The sequence below is a fragment of the Streptomyces sp. NPDC039424 genome (assembly GCF_055639495.1).
Genome location: NZ_JBVKAI010000004.1, coordinates 316,983 through 331,636 on the forward strand (window position 1 = coordinate 316,983; position 14,654 = coordinate 331,636).

Here is a 14,654-nt window from a genome sequence, read left to right on the forward strand (position 1 = left end):
AAGCGGGTGTCAAGCTCTCGTCCGAATGTCTGGACAAAACATTGACAGGCTCCGGGGTGCGGGGCTACAAACCGGGGGAGAGCCGTGACGAAGGGAAGCCGGATGGCGTACGACCTGATCACCATGGGGCGGATCGGAGTGGACCTCTACCCGCTCCAAACGGGCGTCCCGCTCGCCCAGGTGTCGTCCTTCGGCAAGTTCCTCGGCGGGTCGGCGACGAACGTCGCGGTCGCCGCGGCGCGCCTGGGCCGGAGCACCGCCGTGATCACCCGCACCGGCGACGACGCCTTCGGCGCCTACCTGCACGAGGCCCTGCGCGGCTTCGGCGTCGACGACCGCTGGGTCACCCCGGTCCCCGGGCTGCCCACGCCGGTCACCTTCTGCGAGGTCTTCCCGCCGGACGACTTCCCGCTGTACTTCTACCGGCAGCCCAAGGCCCCCGACCTGGAGATCGACGCCCACGAGCTCGACCTCGACGCGATCCACGATTCGCGCGTCTTCTGGGTCACCGGCACGGGCCTGAGCGAGGAGCCCAGCCGCACGGCGACCCTCGCGGCCCTCGCCCACCGGGCCAAGTCCGGTACGACGGTCTTCGACCTCGACTGGCGCCCCATGTTCTGGACGGACCCGGACGCGGCCCGCCCCTTCTACACCGAGGCACTGCGCCACACCACCGTCGCCGTCGGCAACCTCGACGAGGTGGAGGTCGCCACCGGAGTCCGCGAGCCGCACGCCGCCGCCCGCGCACTCCTCGACGCCGGTGTGGAGCTCGCGGTCGTGAAGCAGGGGCCCAAGGGCGTCCTCGCGGTCAGCCGCGCGGGCGAGACCGCCGAGGTACCGCCACTCCCGGTCACCGTCCTCAACGGGCTCGGCGCCGGAGACGCCTTCGGCGGCTCGCTCTGCCACGGCCTGCTCGAAGGCTGGGACCTGGAGACGGTCATGCGGCACGCCAACGCGGCCGGCGCCATCGTCGCCTCCCGCCTGGAGTGCTCCTCCGCGATGCCCACCCCCGACGAGGTGGCCGCCGCTCTAGAGGCGGGAGCGGTGCTGTGAGGACCCCCCGGGTGGACGTCTCCGCACTGGTCCACACCCGCACCCGCCACCCCGAGGCCATCGCCGAGGCCGCCACCCGCCGCGCTCGCAGGCCGCTGCTGAACGAGAACGGCCGCCTGATGATCGTCGCCGCCGACCATCCGGCCCGCGGCGCCCTCGGGGTCGGCGACCGCAGGATGGCCATGGCCAACCGCGCCGATCTGCTGGAACGCCTCTGCCTGGCGCTGTCCCGGCCCGGCGTCGACGGCGTCCTCGCCACCGCCGACGTCCTCGACGACCTGCTGCTGCTCGGCGCCCTCGACCACAAGGTCGTCATGGGCTCGATGAACCGCGGCGGCCTCCAGGGCGCCTCCTTCGAACTCGACGACCGCTTCACCGGCCACCGCCCCGAGGACATACAGCGCCTCGGCTTCGACGCGGGCAAGCTGCTGCTGCGCATCGACTACGACGACCCGGGCTCCCTGACCACCCTGGAGTCCACGGCCCGCGCCATCGACGACATGGCCGCCCGGCGGCTCCCCGTCTTCGTCGAGCCGTTCATCAGCGGCCGCACCCCCGAGGGCAAGGTCAGGAACGACCTGTCCGCCGACGCGGTCACCAAGTCCATCGCCATCGCCTCGGGCCTGGGCGGCAGTTCGGCCTACACCTGGCTGAAGGTGCCGGTCACCGACAACCCCGACGACATGGCCCAGGTCATGGAGACCTCGACCCTGCCCGCCGTGCTGCTGGGCGGTGACATCGGCGACTCTCCCGAGGACCAGGACGCCGCGTACGAGAAGTGGCGCGGCGCGCTGCAACTCCCCACCGTGCGCGGCCTGGTGGTCGGCCGCTCGCTGCTGTACCCGGCGGACGGCGATGTGGCCGCCGCCGTGGACACCGCCGTAGGACTGCTGTGAGGGCCGCATGACCAGCAACGACCTGCACCTCGCGAAGGGCGCGACCGCGAGCGCCCCGTACGCGCTCGACATCGGCCCCGAGCGGGCCGGCTGGACGTACAGCGGTCTGCGCGTGGTCGAGCTGGAGCCGGGCGGGACACACACGTTCACCACTGGCGACAGCGAGTGGATCGTCCTTCCGCTCAACGGCGGTTGTACGGTGCACATAGAGGACGAACAGTTCCAAATCCTGGGCAGGGAGAGCGTGTTCAGCGGGGTCTCCGACTTCGTGTACGCGCCCCGCGACGCCCGGGTCCAGATCGCCTCCGGCGCGGGAGGCCGCTTCGCCCTGGCAGGAGCGAAGTGCGAGCGACGACTCCCCGCCCGCTACGGCCCCGCGCCGGAGGTCCCCGTCGAAGACCGCGGCAGCGGCACCTGCGCCCGCCAGGTGCGCAACTTCGCCTCCGCGGACTCGTTCGACTGCGACCGGCTGATCGCCGTCGAGGTGATCACCCCCGGCGGGCACTGGTCCTCGTACCCGCCGCACAAGCACGACGAGCACCGGCCCGGTGAGGAAGCCGAGCTGGAGGAGATCTACTACTTCGAGATCGAGGGCCCGAACGGTTTCGGCTATCAGCGCGTATTCCCCTCCCGTGAGGGCGGATCGGACGTCCTCGCGGAGGTCCGCTCCGGCGACGCCGTCCTCGTCCCCGACGGATGGCACGGCCCGTCCATCGCCCAGCCCGGCCACGCCATGTACTACCTGAACGTCATGGCCGGTCCGGGCGAGACGCGGGAGTGGCGGATCTGCTTCCACCCGGCCCACGTTGAAAGCACAGGGGGTTACCGATGACGGTGCAGACCTCAACGACGAGGCTCACGGTCGCGCAGGCGCTCGTCCGCTTCCTGTCCGCCCAGTACACGGAGCGGGACGGCACACGGCAGCGGCTGATCGGCGCGACCTGGGGCATCTTCGGCCACGGGAACGTCGCCGGGCTCGGGCAGGCGCTGGTCGAGTACGCCGACGACATGCCGTACCACCAGGGCCGCAACGAGCAGTCCATGGTGCACGCGGCGGTCGGCTACGCGCGTCAGTCCAACCGCCTGTCCGCGCACGCGGTGACGACCTCCATCGGCCCCGGTGCCACCAACCTGGTCACCGGCGCCGCCCTCGCGACCGTCAACCACCTCCCGGTCCTGCTGCTGCCCGGCGACGTCTTCGCGACCCGCCCGGCGGACCCGGTGCTCCAGCAGCTGGAGGTGCCGTACGCGGGGGACGTGTCGGTCAACGACTGCCTGCGCCCGGTGTCGCGCTACTTCGACCGGATCAACCGGCCGGAAGCCCTGATCCCGTCGGCCCTGAACGCCATGCGAGTGCTCACCGACCCGGTCGAGACGGGCGCGGTCACCCTCGCGCTGCCGCAGGACGTGCAGGCCGAGGCGTACGACTGGCCGGAGGAGTTCTTCGCCGAGCGTGTCTGGGTGGTACGCCGTCCGGGCGCCGACCCGACCGAACAGGCCGAGGCCGTACAGGCGATCCTCGGTGCCCGCCGCCCCCTGGTGATCGCGGGCGGCGGGGTCCACCACAGCCGGGCGGAGGAGGCCCTCGCCGAGTTCGCGCAGGCGACCCGCATACCGGTCGCGTCCACCCAGGCCGGCAAGGGCTCCCTGCGCTTCGACCACCCCCAGGACGTCGGCGGCATCGGCCACACCGGCACCGCGACCGCCGACGAACTCGCCCGCACCGCCGACCTGGTGATCGGCGTGGGCACCCGGTACACCGACTTCACCACCGCCTCCGGCACCCTCTTCGAGAACCCGGACGTCCGCTTCCTCAACCTCAACATCGCGCCCTTCGACGGCCACAAGCTCGCCGGCATGCCCCTGGTCGCGGACGCCCGCAGCGGCCTGCAGGAGCTGACCCAGGCACTCCAGATGCACGGCCACCGGGTCGCCGACTCCTACGCCACCGAGTACATGGAGGACAAGGAGCGCTGGGAGCAGCGCGTCGACGCCTGCTACGAGGCCGACGAGCCGGACGTACGGCCGACGCAGCCCCAGGTGCTGGGCGCGCTGGACGCGATCGTCGACGAGACGGACGTGATCATCAACGCGGCCGGCTCCCTCCCCGGCGACCTGCACAAGCTGTGGCGCACCCGGTCCCGCGACCAGTACCACCTGGAGTACGGCTACTCCTGCATGGGCTACGAGATCCCGGCCGCGATCGGGGTGAGGATGGCGGCCCCCGACCGGCCGGTCTGGGCGCTGGTCGGTGACGGGACGTACCTGATGATGCCGACGGAGATCGTCACGGCGGTGCAGGAGGGGATCGCGATCAAGATCCTCCTGGTGCAGAACCACGGGTACGCCTCGATCGGCGGCCTGTCCGAGTCGGTCGGCGGCGAGCGGTTCGGCACCGCGTACCGTTTCACCTCGGACGACGGCACGTTCACCGGCGCCCCGCTGCCCGTGGACCTCGCCGCCAACGCGGCCAGCCTCGGTATGCGGGTGCTGCGCGCGAAGACCGTACGGGACCTGCGCGCGGCGCTCGCCGAGGCGCGGGCCGCCGACACTCCCACATGTGTCTATGTGGAGACGGAAACCGCAGACACAGTGTCGGGCGCGCCTCCGGCGCAGGCCTGGTGGGATGTTCCTGTGGCCGAGACCGCGACCCGATCGTCCGCGGTCAAGGCACGTGAGCTGTACGAACGGCACGTCTCGACCCGACGCCGCCATCTGTGAAGGAGCACTCGGTCATGACGAAGATCGTCAACCACTGGATCGGCGGCAAGACCGTCGAAGGCGCCTCGGGTACGTACGGGCCGGTCACGGACCCGGCGACCGGCGCCGTCACCACGAAGGTCGCGTTCGCGTCGGTCGAGGAGGTGGACGCTGCCGTAGCGGCGGCCAAGGACGCCTATCTGACCTGGGGCCAGTCCTCGCTGGCCCAGCGGACCTCGATCCTGTTCAAGTTCCGCGCGCTGCTGGACGCGCACCGCGACGAGATCGCCGAGCTGATCACCGCCGAGCACGGCAAGGTGCACTCCGACGCCCTGGGCGAGGTGGCGCGCGGCCTGGAGATCGTGGACCTGGCCTGCGGCATCAGCGTGCAGCTGAAGGGCGAGCTGTCCACGCAGGTCGCGAGCCGCGTGGACGTGTCGTCGATCCGGCAGCCGCTGGGTGTCGTCGCGGGCATCACGCCGTTCAACTTCCCGGCGATGGTGCCGATGTGGATGTTCCCCATCGCCATCGCGTGCGGCAACACCTTCGTGCTGAAGCCGTCCGAGAAGGACCCGTCGGCCTCCATCAAGATCGCCGAGCTGCTCGCCGAGGCGGGCCTGCCGGACGGCGTCTTCAACGTCGTCCACGGTGACAAGGTGGCCGTCGACCGGCTGCTGGAGCACCCGGACGTCAAGGCCGTCTCCTTCGTCGGCTCGACCCCGATCGCCCGCTACATCCACACCACCGCCTCCGCCAACCACAAGCGCGTGCAGGCCCTGGGCGGCGCCAAGAACCACATGCTGGTCCTGCCGGACGCCGACCTGGACGCGGCGGCCGACGCCGCGGTCTCGGCGGCCTACGGCTCCGCGGGCGAGCGCTGCATGGCGATCTCCGCGGTCGTCGCGGTCGGAGCGATCGGCGACGAGCTGGTGGAGAAGATCCGCGAGCGCGCCGAGAAGATCAAGATCGGTCCCGGCAACGACCCGGCCTCCGAGATGGGCCCGCTGATCACCAAGGTCCACCGCGACAAGGTGGCCTCCTACGTCGAGGGCGCGGCGGCCGAGGGCGCCGAGGTGGTGCTGGACGGCACCGGCTACACGGTCGACGGCTTCGAGGGCGGCCACTGGATCGGCATCTCGCTGCTGGACAAGGTGCCCACGTCGGCGAAGGCGTACCAGGACGAGATCTTCGGCCCGGTGCTGTGCGTGCTGCGTGTCGACACGTACGAGGACGGCGTCGCCCTCATCAACAGCTCGCCGTTCGGCAACGGCACCGCGATCTTCACCCGGGACGGCGGCGCGGCCCGCCGCTTCCAGCTGGAGATCGAGGCGGGCATGGTCGGCGTGAACGTGCCGATCCCGGTCCCCGTGGGCTACCACTCCTTCGGCGGCTGGAAGGACTCGCTCTTCGGCGACCACCACATCTACGGCAACGACGGCACGCACTTCTACACCCGCGGCAAGGTCGTCACCACGCGCTGGCCCGACCCGGCCGACGCCCCGGCCGGCGTCGACCTGGGCTTCCCGCGCAACCACTGACGCCGTACGGTGCCCCGTCCTCTCCGCGGGAGAGGGCGGGGCACCGGTGCGTTCAGCTCGTCTTCGAGGCGTTCTTCAGCGTGTCGGTGAGGTCGCCGGTCTGCGCGGCGGGCGGTGCCTTCACGGTGGCCGTCCGGCCGAACTTCTCGAAGTCCATGGTGATGTTCACGGCTCCCACCTCCTGCCGCATCCGGACCGGGAGATCCTTGGCGCCGACCCAGATGTCCATGGTGATGGAGGTCGCGCGGCCGGTCATCGAGCCGAGGACGCTGTCCTTGTCGCCGTAGGCGTACTTGTACTTGCCCATGTGCGCCTGGTCGATCACGGCCCGGTAGTGGGTGGTGCGCTGCCCGTTCACCGTCTGGGTGCCGAGGTCGTGGACGTCGTTGGCGTACTTGAGGCCCTTCATGGACGCCGTCGGGCTGCCGGCGGCGCCGCTGAGGGACTGGGCACCCTTCTCGCCGAGCACGGCGGACGCGTCTATCTTCATCCACTCCTTGCCCTTGAGCGGGCCGGAGGGCTGCGGGTCGACGTTGTAGTAGTAGGCGCCGTCGACCAGCAGGCAGTGGATCTTCGAGGAGTCCTGCAAGGTCTCCATGTGCGCGGCCTTGGTGTCCATCTGGACGTCGTACGCGTACCCGCGGCCCCAGGAGAACGTGCCCTCCATGGTGATCGGGGTGCCGTTGCCCAGGTCGGTCGTCGTCTTGACCTCGGCCGATCCCAGGGCCTCCGTCCGGTCCGTGGCCCGGGCCAGCGCCGCCATCGCCTTGTCGGCGCTGTCGACCGCCTTGGCCGCCGTCTTCGCCCCCTCGGTCCCGCACGCGGAGGTCGCCAGCAGCGCCGCCGCCGTGCACCCCACCCAGGCCGCGGTGTGCCGCAGCTTCATGTGTCCCCACCCCTGTTTGGCTGTGTGTCGTCTGTGACCGGTGAGGACTCTAGCTGGCCGTACCGACATCGGCGCCGCACTTTTTTTCGCCACCGCCGCTGCGGTTCCCGTACGGGCGAAAGACGGGGAAACGCCTATGGAAACTGCTGTTTACGCGCGCGCAAGCTGTCTTGATCTACGAATTCCGTAGATAAGAGTCTATTGACGTGATGCTTTTCGTCGGGGTTCGATGCAGCACACTTCAGCCGCCGGAGGCATCCGCACCAGTCGATCGGAACCGCCGCATGACCGACACGCTCCGCCCTGTCGAGAACGCCGCCCCAGAGGCGACGGACAGCCCCCACCAGCTCAAGCGCTCCATCGGGGTGGTCGGCGGCACCCTCCTCACGCTGTCCTGCGTGACGCCCGCCTCCACGCTCTTCGTGGTGGTGCCCGACCTCTTCGGCTCGCTCGGCACCGCCACCGCCCTGACGATCGCCATCGGCTCCCTCCTCTGTGTCGCCGTGGCGTTCTGCTACTCGGAGCTGGGCACCCTCATCCCCAGCGCGGGCGGCGAGTACGCCATGGTGTCGACGATGGCCGGGCGGCTGGCAGGCTGGCTGGTCTTCGTGCTCTCCCTGCTGGTCGTCATGATCGTGCCGCCGGTGATCGCCATGGGCACGGCCGACTACCTCGCGCCGGTCGTCCACCTCGACCCGTCCCTGACCGGCGCCGGCGTCATGCTGCTGGCCACCCTCGCCGGCCTGCTGGACCTGCGCGCCAACGCCTGGATCACCGGTGTCTTCCTGGTCCTGGAGGTCATCGCCGCCGGGGTCGTCGCCCTGCTGGGCTTCACCCACGGGCACCGCGGCCTCGGCAGCCTCACCTCGATGCGGGTCGCGGGCACGGACGGCCACGCCGACACCGTCACGGCCGTGCTGGTCGTCTCGGGCCTCGCCATCGCCCTCTTCGTCACCCAGGGCTTCTCCACCGCCGTCTACCTCTCCGAGGAGATGGAGCACCCGCGCCGCAACGTCGCCCGCACGGTGCTGGCCACCCTGGCGATCTCGACCGTGATCATCCTGGTCCCGGTCGTCGCCATCACCCTGGGCGCCTCCGACCTGGCGGAGCTGACCGGCGGCGACATCAGCTCCATGGTCACCGCCTGGTCCAACTCCGCCGTCGGCACCTTCGTCAGCCTCTGCGTGGCCCTCGCGATCATCAACGCGGGCATCGTCATGGTCATCCAGAACTCCCGAGTGCTGTTCGCCTCCGCCCGCGACAAGGCCTGGCCCGAGCCGGTCAACGCCGTCCTCGCCAGGCTCGGCCGCTTCGGCTCCCCCTGGGTCGCCACCCTCGCGGTCGGCGTCCCCGGCGCGACTCTCTGCTTCGTCGACCTGGACACCCTCTACGGCGTCACCGGCGTCTCCGTGACCGGCATGTACCTGCTCGTCGCGGTCGCCGCCCTGCTCGCCCGCCGCGGCGCCCACCGGCACACGCCGGCCTGGCGCATGCCGCTGTGGCCCGCCATGCCCGTGCTGCTGATCGCCGTCCTCGCCTACGTCCTCAGCCAGCAGGAGACCGGCTACCTCCTGTGGACCGGCGGTATCACCGCCGTCGCCACCCTTTACTGGGCCCTCTACCTCCGCCCGCGCCGCGGCACCCGCTGGCTGGTGTCGATCCCGGGGGACGCGCGGGTCTAGCCCCGGCCTCGTACCACGGCCGGCGTACGCGGCGGCCACGTCGTACTCCTGGAGGAGGGCCGGGGGTTCAGTCCCCGGGTTGCATCGGTTGCCGGTGGCGGCCCGTACCGTGGACGCATGGATCTTCGAGTGCCCGGATGGCGGGGACCGCTTCGGCGGCCGCGACGGCTGTTCGCCGCCGCGGCCGCCGTCGCGGTGCTGGCCGGTGCCGGTACATGGACGGCGGTCGCCTCCGACGACGCGCCCCCGGTGCACCGCGCCGACCGGGTGATGAGCATGGGCGAGGGGGTGCGCGTCGACACCTCGTACTTCACCGCGGGTTCCGCCGGCCGCCGTCCGGCCGTCCTGCTGGCGCACGGCTTCGGCGGCAGCAAGGACGACATGCGGCAGCAGGCCGAGGACCTCGCCAGAGACGGGTACGCGGTGCTGACCTGGTCGGCGCGCGGTTTCGGGAAGTCGACCGGGAAGATCGGGCTGAACGACCCCAAGGGCGAGGTCGCCGACGTCTCCCGGCTCATCGACTGGCTGGCCGGGCAGCCCCAGGTCCGGCTCGACAAGATGGGCGACCCGCGCGTGGGCGTGGCCGGCGGTTCGTACGGCGGCGCGATCTCCCTGCTCGCCGCCGGGTACGACCGGCGGGTGGACGCCATCGCCCCGTCGATCACGTACTGGAACCTCGCCGACGCCCTGTTTCCGAACGGGGTGCTCAAGAAACTGTGGACCGGCTACTTCTTCAGCACCGGCGGCGGCTGCGCGAGGTTCGAGACCGCCCTGTGCCGGATGTACGACCGGGTCGGCGAGTCGGGAACACCGGACGCGGCGGCCCGCGAACTGCTTCAGGAGCGCTCGCCGTCCGCCGTGGCCGGCCGCATCAAGGTGCCCACGCTCCTGACCCAGGGCCAGACCGACTCCCTCTTCACGCTCGCCCAGTCCGACGCGGCCCAGAAGGCGATCCACGCGAACGGCGCCCCGGTCGACGTCGACTGGATCGCGGGCGGGCACGACGGCGGAGACATGGAGACCGGCCGTGTCCAGGCGCGGGTGACGGCCTGGTTCGACCGCTACCTCAAGGGCGACAGGGCCGTGGACACCGGCCCCGCCTTCCGGATCACCCGCACCGGAGGGGTCGACTCCACCGACGGCGCCGCCCGGTTGCGGGGCGCGAGCGCGGACACCTACCCCGGACTGGAGAACGGCCGGCGGAGGATCGCGCTTACCGGCGGCGAGCAGCGCTTCGCCAACCCGGCCGGAGCCAGCCCGCCCGGCATCTCCGCCGTACCGGGCCTCGGCGGCACCGGCGGCCTCGCCCAGCTCTCCGCCCTCGGCGTCGGCGTCTCCCTCGACTTCCCCGGCCAGTACGCGAAATTCGACTCGGCGCCGGTCCGCGGTGACCTGCAGATCACCGGATCCCCGACGGTGACCGTCCACGTCACCTCGACGAGCGAGGACGCCGTCCTGTTCGGGAAGGTGTACGACGTCTCGCCCGGCGGAAAGCAGCAGGTGCTGCCCTCCCAGCTGGTCGCCCCCCTGCGGGTCGAGGGCGCCCAGCACGGCAAGGACGTCACCATCACGCTCCCGGCCGTCGACCACGAGGTACGCAAGGGCCACCGGCTCCGCCTGGTCCTCGCCTCCACCGACCTCGGCTACGCCTCCCCGGCGGCCCCGGCCACGTACACCGTCTCCCTCAAGGGCGACCTGAGCGTGCCCACGGCCCCCGGCGTGAACACCGCGGCGGCACCGCTGCCCTCGTGGGTGTGGTGGCTGCCCGCGGCGGGCGCCGCGCTCGCGCTGGCCCTGCCGGCCACCGGCCGCCGCCGCACGGCGACCCCCGCGCCCGACCCCGAACTGGCCGAAGTCCCGCTGCGGATAACGGATCTGAGCAAGCGGTACGCGAAGTCGGCGGACCGGTACGCGGTCCGGGACCTGTCGTTCCGCGTGGAGAAGGGCCAGGTACTGGGCCTGCTCGGGCCGAACGGCGCGGGCAAGACGACGACCCTGCGCATGCTGATGGGCCTGATCCGGCCCGACGGCGGCGAGATCCGCGTCTTCGGCCACGCCATCCGGCCGGGCGCGCCGGTACTGTCCCGGGTCGGCGCCTTCGTGGAGGGCGCGGGCTTCCTGCCGCACCTGTCCGGCCGGGAGAACCTGGAGCTGTACTGGCGGGCCACCGGCCGCCCGGCCGAGGACGCGCACCTCGCCGAGGCCCTGGAGATCGCGGGCCTGGGCGACGCGCTGGAACGCGCGGTACGCACCTACTCCCAGGGCATGCGCCAGCGCCTCGCCATCGCCCAGGCCATGCTCGGCCTGCCCGACCTGCTCATCCTGGACGAACCCACCAACGGGCTGGACCCGCCCCAGATCCGCGAGATGCGCGAGGTGATGATCCGCTACGCGGCCGCCGGCCGCACGGTGATCGTCTCCAGCCACCTGCTGGCGGAGGTCGAGCAGTCCTGCACCCACCTCGTGGTGATGGACCGGGGACGGCTGGTCCAGGCCGGGCCGGTGGCGGAGATCGTCGGCTCCGGCGACACCCTGCTGGTGGGCACCGCCGAGCCGGTGGAGGAACCGGTCGTCGAGAAGGTGGCCGCGCTGCCGGGCGTCGCCTCGGCCGTCCGCACCGCGGACGGGATCCTCGTCCGCCTCGATCCGGGCGGCAGCGCGTCGCGTCTGATCGCCGAACTCGTCCGGCTCGACATCCCCGTCGAGTCCGTCGGCCCGCACCGCCGTCTGGAGGACGCCTTCCTCACCCTGATCGGAGGCACGGCATGAGCACCCTCGCCGAGCGCACGGACCCCGTCGAGACCGCCTCCGGCTACCGGGCCGGCCGCACACTGCCCCTGAGGGTCGAGCTGGTCCGCCAGCTGAAGCGGCGCCGCACGCTGGTCATGGGCGGGATCCTCGCCGCCCTGCCGTTCGTGCTGCTCATCGCCTTCGCGATCGGCGGCGAGCCGGGCGGCCGCAACAACCAGGTCACCCTGATGGACACGGCCACCGCGTCCGGCGCCAACTTCGCCGCGGTGAACCTGTTCGTCTCCGCGGGCTTCCTGCTCGTGATCCCGGTCGCCCTGTTCTGCGGGGACACGGTGGCCTCGGAGGCGAGCTGGTCCTCCCTGCGCTATCTGCTCGCCGCCCCCGTCCCGAGGGCCCGCCTGCTGTGGTCCAAGCTCGTCGTCGGGCTCGGGCTCAGCCTGGCCGCGATGGTGCTGCTGCCCCTCGTGGCGGTCGCCGTCGGCACGGCCGCCTACGGCTGGGGCCCGCTGGAGATCCCCACCGGAGGTGCGCTGGACGCGGGGACCGCCGCCCAGCGCCTCGTGGTGGTCGTGGCGTACATCTTCGTCTCCCAACTGGTCACCGCCGGGCTGGCGTTCTGGCTGTCGACGAAGACAGACGCCCCGCTGGGCGCGGTCGGCGGCGCGGTAGGGCTGACCATCGTGGGCAACGTCCTGGACGCGGTCACCGCCCTCGGCCACTGGCGCGACTTCCTCCCGGCGCACTGGCAGTTCGCCTGGGCCGACGCCGTACAGCCGCGTCCCGAGTGGTCCGGAATGATCCAGGGCACGGCGATCTCCGTCACCTACGCGCTCGTGCTGTTCGCGCTGGCCTTCCGGGGGTTCTCGGGGAAGGACGTCGTGTCGTAGGACCCGGTCACCTCCGGCCGCGAGAACGTGTCCCCCGGCCGTCTTCCGGGTGGACTACGCCGACCAGCCGTCCCTGAAGGTCGAGTGCCCCCGCAGCGGTGGCGGCGTACGCGAAGGAGATCGAGGCGCTGTACCGCGACTGAGCGGCGCGTCCCCTTTGCGCAGTTTGTAATCACATGATCGCATCTTCCCGAAAAGGCACCCCATGGGTATGCGGGTGCCGTGACCGGGAGGATCAATGCCACACCGCATGCTCCGTTCGGCGGCCACCGTGCTGCTGGCATCCGCACCGCTCCTCGCCGCCGCGCCGGCGCAGGCCGCCGTGGGTCAGGACTTCCCCTGTTCCGTCGGCCTCCAGAAGATCGACAGGGGCGTGACAAGTACGGTCAGCGTCAACATCCGGTGCCATCAGGCGCAGGTCGTCGGCGTACGGATCACCGCCGGTCGCACCGAACTCCTCAACCAGGAGCAGGCCGTTCAGGCTGACGTCCAGCAATCGGTCACCGTCGCCGTGCCCAGGGTCCAGCAGGTCTGCGCCGTCCTGCAGGCCGGCGGTGAGAGCACCGCACTCTGCGCCCCCGGACCACCGAATCCGGCTTTCGTGGAAGGCGCATAACCCGATTAGATCCGACTCGTTCGGGTGTGTCGGGAATGTGGTGCTAAGGGAGGCGCGTGTTATCTTCTGTGACGAGTCGGGCACGGTCCGTAAGGAGGGTCGTGTGCGTGAAGAATCGGAGATGCCATGCAGAAGCTCAAGAAGGCCGCGGCCGTAGCGGCGATGGTCGGCGGCCTCGGCCTCGTCGGCGGCGGGGTTGCCAGCGCCAACGGCGGCCACGACTACGACGACCCGTTCTCGTTCTCCGTCGGCAACCTGCAGAAGGTGAACTGCGAGCAGGACTACGAGGGTGGTACCGGTGCCATCGACCCCGGCTCGGTCCTGGGCGACGACCAGTCGAAGCTCGGCAACTTCTGCACGGTGATCGGGCACATCCGCTGATTCCGGGGCGCCGGTGCCCCATGGACCGTGTGACGGTCCGAGGATGACTGTGTCCTGACCAAAGGGCGCCAACTTCAGCTGTGAACAAAAGTGCCTTCGGCTGGTGCGGACAGGGATATCCACGTCCTTGTTTCCGTGCCTGTCGGAGGCGCTTTGGTTTTTCCGAGGTCGATCGGATGCGCCGGAGCTTCGCGAACGACGGCCGACGGCGCCCATCGCGGTGCCGGCGCCCAGCCCGTCCCTCGGGTGGGGTTTTCGCGGCCTCCCTTGGGCTTGGGGTGCCCGATTGGCGCTACTCAGACTCGTCGTAAAAGGTGCATAACTTCATTAGCGGCATCCAATCGGGTGTGTCGGGAATGTAGCGCTAAGGGGGCGTGTGTTATCGTCTGTGACGAGTCGGACACGGTCCGTAAGGAGGGCCGTGTGCGTGAAGAATCGGAGATGCGATGCACAAGCTCAAGAAGGTCGCGGCCGTGGCGGCGATGGTCGGCGGCCTCGGCCTCGTCGGAGGCGGGGTTGCCAGCGCCAACGGCGGCCACGACTACGACGACCCGTTCCAGATCGACAACGTGCAGGTCGTGGACTGCGACCAGTCCTTCGACGGGGGCACCGGCGCCCTCCTCCCCGGCAGTGTCGGTGGCGACAGCGAGACGCACGTCGGCAACTTCTGCACGGTCATCGGTTCCATCGGCGACTGATTCCAGTACGCCGGGAACACTCGGGTCTCGTGCGATCCAGTGCGGGACCCGTTCCTCAACCCTTGCCGTGTGGGATGCCCTGATCAATCTGTCGGCTCGGGGCCGCAGGAAGAGGGTCAGCAATGCGCGGTACAGGGGATGTCGAGTCAGCCGGCTCGGCATCCCCTTTGCTGTGTCGACTGAGGCCGCAATGTTCATAGCGGCCGCGAGCAATACATGGAGATACGCGTGCGCAGGTTCAAGAGGGTCATGATGATGACCACCGTCATCGGTGGCATCGGTCTGACGGGTGCCGGAATCGCCCAGGCCGCCGAGTGTGACGGTGAGCCGCCCCGCGCCACCGTCAACAACGCGCAGTCCCTGGACTGCGACCAGGACTTCGACGGCGGCCTGGTCACGCTCAACGTGCCGATCACGCTCCTGGGTGACAGTGTCACGAACGTCGGAAACTTCTGCACGTTGGTCGGCCCCGGCCACTGATCAGGTAGTAACAATAGAATTCCGGCAGCGGCCATCTTCGCGATGGCCGCTGATTCTTTTTTTACCCCGCATATCATCCGACCGGC

13 protein-coding genes are annotated in these 14,654 nt (G+C 70.6%); 12 read left to right on the forward strand and 1 reads right to left on the reverse strand.

Annotated elements, in window-relative coordinates; genetic code table 11:
• Positions 1-102: 102 nt before the first annotated feature.
• The 5 genes from iolC to mmsA are packed head-to-tail and all read left to right on the forward strand — an operon-like array spanning position 103 to position 6,187.
• Entirely contained in the window at positions 103-1,053 is a 951-nt protein-coding gene (iolC, locus tag ACZ7L0_RS12750; RefSeq protein ID WP_471242748.1) for a 5-dehydro-2-deoxygluconokinase, read from the forward strand.
• Entirely contained in the window at positions 1,050-1,949 is a 900-nt protein-coding gene (locus tag ACZ7L0_RS12755; RefSeq protein WP_471242456.1) for a Cgl0159 family (beta/alpha)8-fold protein, read from the forward strand. The genes iolC and ACZ7L0_RS12755 overlap by 4 nt, the downstream gene beginning before the upstream one ends.
• A gap of 7 nt (positions 1,950-1,956) precedes the next feature.
• Positions 1,957-2,781 (forward strand): 5-deoxy-glucuronate isomerase, encoded by an 825-nt coding sequence (gene iolB / locus ACZ7L0_RS12760; RefSeq protein ID WP_471242457.1) that lies wholly within the window; start codon positions 1,957-1,959, stop codon positions 2,779-2,781.
• On the forward strand, positions 2,778-4,670 hold the full coding sequence (gene iolD / locus ACZ7L0_RS12765; RefSeq protein WP_471242458.1) for a 3D-(3,5/4)-trihydroxycyclohexane-1,2-dione acylhydrolase (decyclizing): 1,893 nt from the start codon (positions 2,778-2,780) through the stop codon (positions 4,668-4,670). Before iolB ends, iolD begins: the two co-directional genes overlap by 4 nt.
• 14 nt (positions 4,671-4,684) lie before the next feature.
• Positions 4,685-6,187 carry a CoA-acylating methylmalonate-semialdehyde dehydrogenase gene (gene mmsA, locus ACZ7L0_RS12770; RefSeq protein ID WP_471242459.1) on the forward strand — a complete coding sequence of 501 codons (1,503 nt, stop codon included), beginning with the start codon at positions 4,685-4,687 and terminating at the stop codon, positions 6,185-6,187.
• A gap of 52 nt (positions 6,188-6,239) precedes the next feature.
• Here mmsA and ACZ7L0_RS12775 read toward each other — a convergent pair whose 3' ends face one another.
• Complete coding sequence (locus ACZ7L0_RS12775) at positions 6,240-7,073, reverse strand: SCO4651 family lipoprotein (protein WP_471242460.1); 834 nt, start codon at positions 7,071-7,073, stop codon at positions 6,240-6,242.
• 284 nt (positions 7,074-7,357) lie between these two features.
• Between ACZ7L0_RS12775 and ACZ7L0_RS12780 the strand changes: the two genes are divergently transcribed.
• The 7 genes from ACZ7L0_RS12780 to ACZ7L0_RS12810 all read left to right on the forward strand — a co-directional run bounded on the left by ACZ7L0_RS12780 (position 7,358) and on the right by ACZ7L0_RS12810 (position 14,568).
• Positions 7,358-8,755 (forward strand): APC family permease, encoded by a 1,398-nt coding sequence (locus ACZ7L0_RS12780; RefSeq protein WP_471242461.1) that lies wholly within the window; start codon positions 7,358-7,360, stop codon positions 8,753-8,755.
• 117 nt (positions 8,756-8,872) lie between these two features.
• Positions 8,873-11,524, forward strand: coding sequence for an alpha/beta fold hydrolase (locus ACZ7L0_RS12785; protein ID WP_471242462.1), 2,652 nt, complete (start codon positions 8,873-8,875; stop codon positions 11,522-11,524).
• Positions 11,521-12,393 carry an ABC transporter permease gene (locus tag ACZ7L0_RS12790; RefSeq protein WP_471242463.1) on the forward strand — a complete coding sequence of 291 codons (873 nt, stop codon included), beginning with the start codon at positions 11,521-11,523 and terminating at the stop codon, positions 12,391-12,393. Before ACZ7L0_RS12785 ends, ACZ7L0_RS12790 begins: the two co-directional genes overlap by 4 nt.
• A 250-nt stretch (positions 12,394-12,643) precedes the next feature.
• A complete protein-coding gene (locus ACZ7L0_RS12795) occupies positions 12,644-13,009 on the forward strand; it encodes a hypothetical protein (protein ID WP_471242464.1) in 366 nt (121 codons plus the stop codon).
• Between the two features lie 126 nt (positions 13,010-13,135).
• A complete protein-coding gene (locus ACZ7L0_RS12800; protein ID WP_471242465.1) occupies positions 13,136-13,390 on the forward strand; it encodes a hypothetical protein in 255 nt (84 codons plus the stop codon).
• 446 nt (positions 13,391-13,836) lie between these two features.
• Positions 13,837-14,088: a hypothetical protein gene (locus tag ACZ7L0_RS12805; protein ID WP_471242466.1), complete on the forward strand. Its 252-nt coding sequence runs from the start codon at positions 13,837-13,839 to the stop codon at positions 14,086-14,088.
• A gap of 228 nt (positions 14,089-14,316) precedes the next feature.
• On the forward strand, positions 14,317-14,568 hold the full coding sequence (locus tag ACZ7L0_RS12810) for a hypothetical protein (protein ID WP_471242467.1): 252 nt from the start codon (positions 14,317-14,319) through the stop codon (positions 14,566-14,568).
• Positions 14,569-14,654: the final 86 nt, after the last annotated feature.

What these genes read in the sequence shown, in the direction of transcription:
- ACZ7L0_RS12805 (WP_471242466.1), top strand. Translation starts at nt 13,837, where the DNA reads ATGCACAAGCTCAAGAAGGTCGCGGCCGTGGCGGCGATGGTCGGCGGC.
- iolC (WP_471242748.1), top strand. Translation starts at nt 103, where the DNA reads ATGGCGTACGACCTGATCACCATGGGGCGGATCGGAGTGGACCTCTAC.
- ACZ7L0_RS12795 (WP_471242464.1), top strand. Translation starts at nt 12,644, where the DNA reads ATGCTCCGTTCGGCGGCCACCGTGCTGCTGGCATCCGCACCGCTCCTC.
- ACZ7L0_RS12785 (WP_471242462.1), top strand. Translation starts at nt 8,873, where the DNA reads ATGGATCTTCGAGTGCCCGGATGGCGGGGACCGCTTCGGCGGCCGCGA.
- mmsA (WP_471242459.1), top strand. Translation starts at nt 4,685, where the DNA reads ATGACGAAGATCGTCAACCACTGGATCGGCGGCAAGACCGTCGAAGGC.
- ACZ7L0_RS12780 (WP_471242461.1), top strand. Translation starts at nt 7,358, where the DNA reads ATGACCGACACGCTCCGCCCTGTCGAGAACGCCGCCCCAGAGGCGACG.
- ACZ7L0_RS12800 (WP_471242465.1), top strand. Translation starts at nt 13,136, where the DNA reads ATGCAGAAGCTCAAGAAGGCCGCGGCCGTAGCGGCGATGGTCGGCGGC.
- iolB (WP_471242457.1), top strand. Translation starts at nt 1,957, where the DNA reads ATGACCAGCAACGACCTGCACCTCGCGAAGGGCGCGACCGCGAGCGCC.
- ACZ7L0_RS12775 (WP_471242460.1), bottom strand. Translation starts at nt 7,073, where the DNA reads ATGAAGCTGCGGCACACCGCGGCCTGGGTGGGGTGCACGGCGGCGGCG.
- iolD (WP_471242458.1), top strand. Translation starts at nt 2,778, where the DNA reads ATGACGGTGCAGACCTCAACGACGAGGCTCACGGTCGCGCAGGCGCTC.
- ACZ7L0_RS12790 (WP_471242463.1), top strand. Translation starts at nt 11,521, where the DNA reads ATGAGCACCCTCGCCGAGCGCACGGACCCCGTCGAGACCGCCTCCGGC.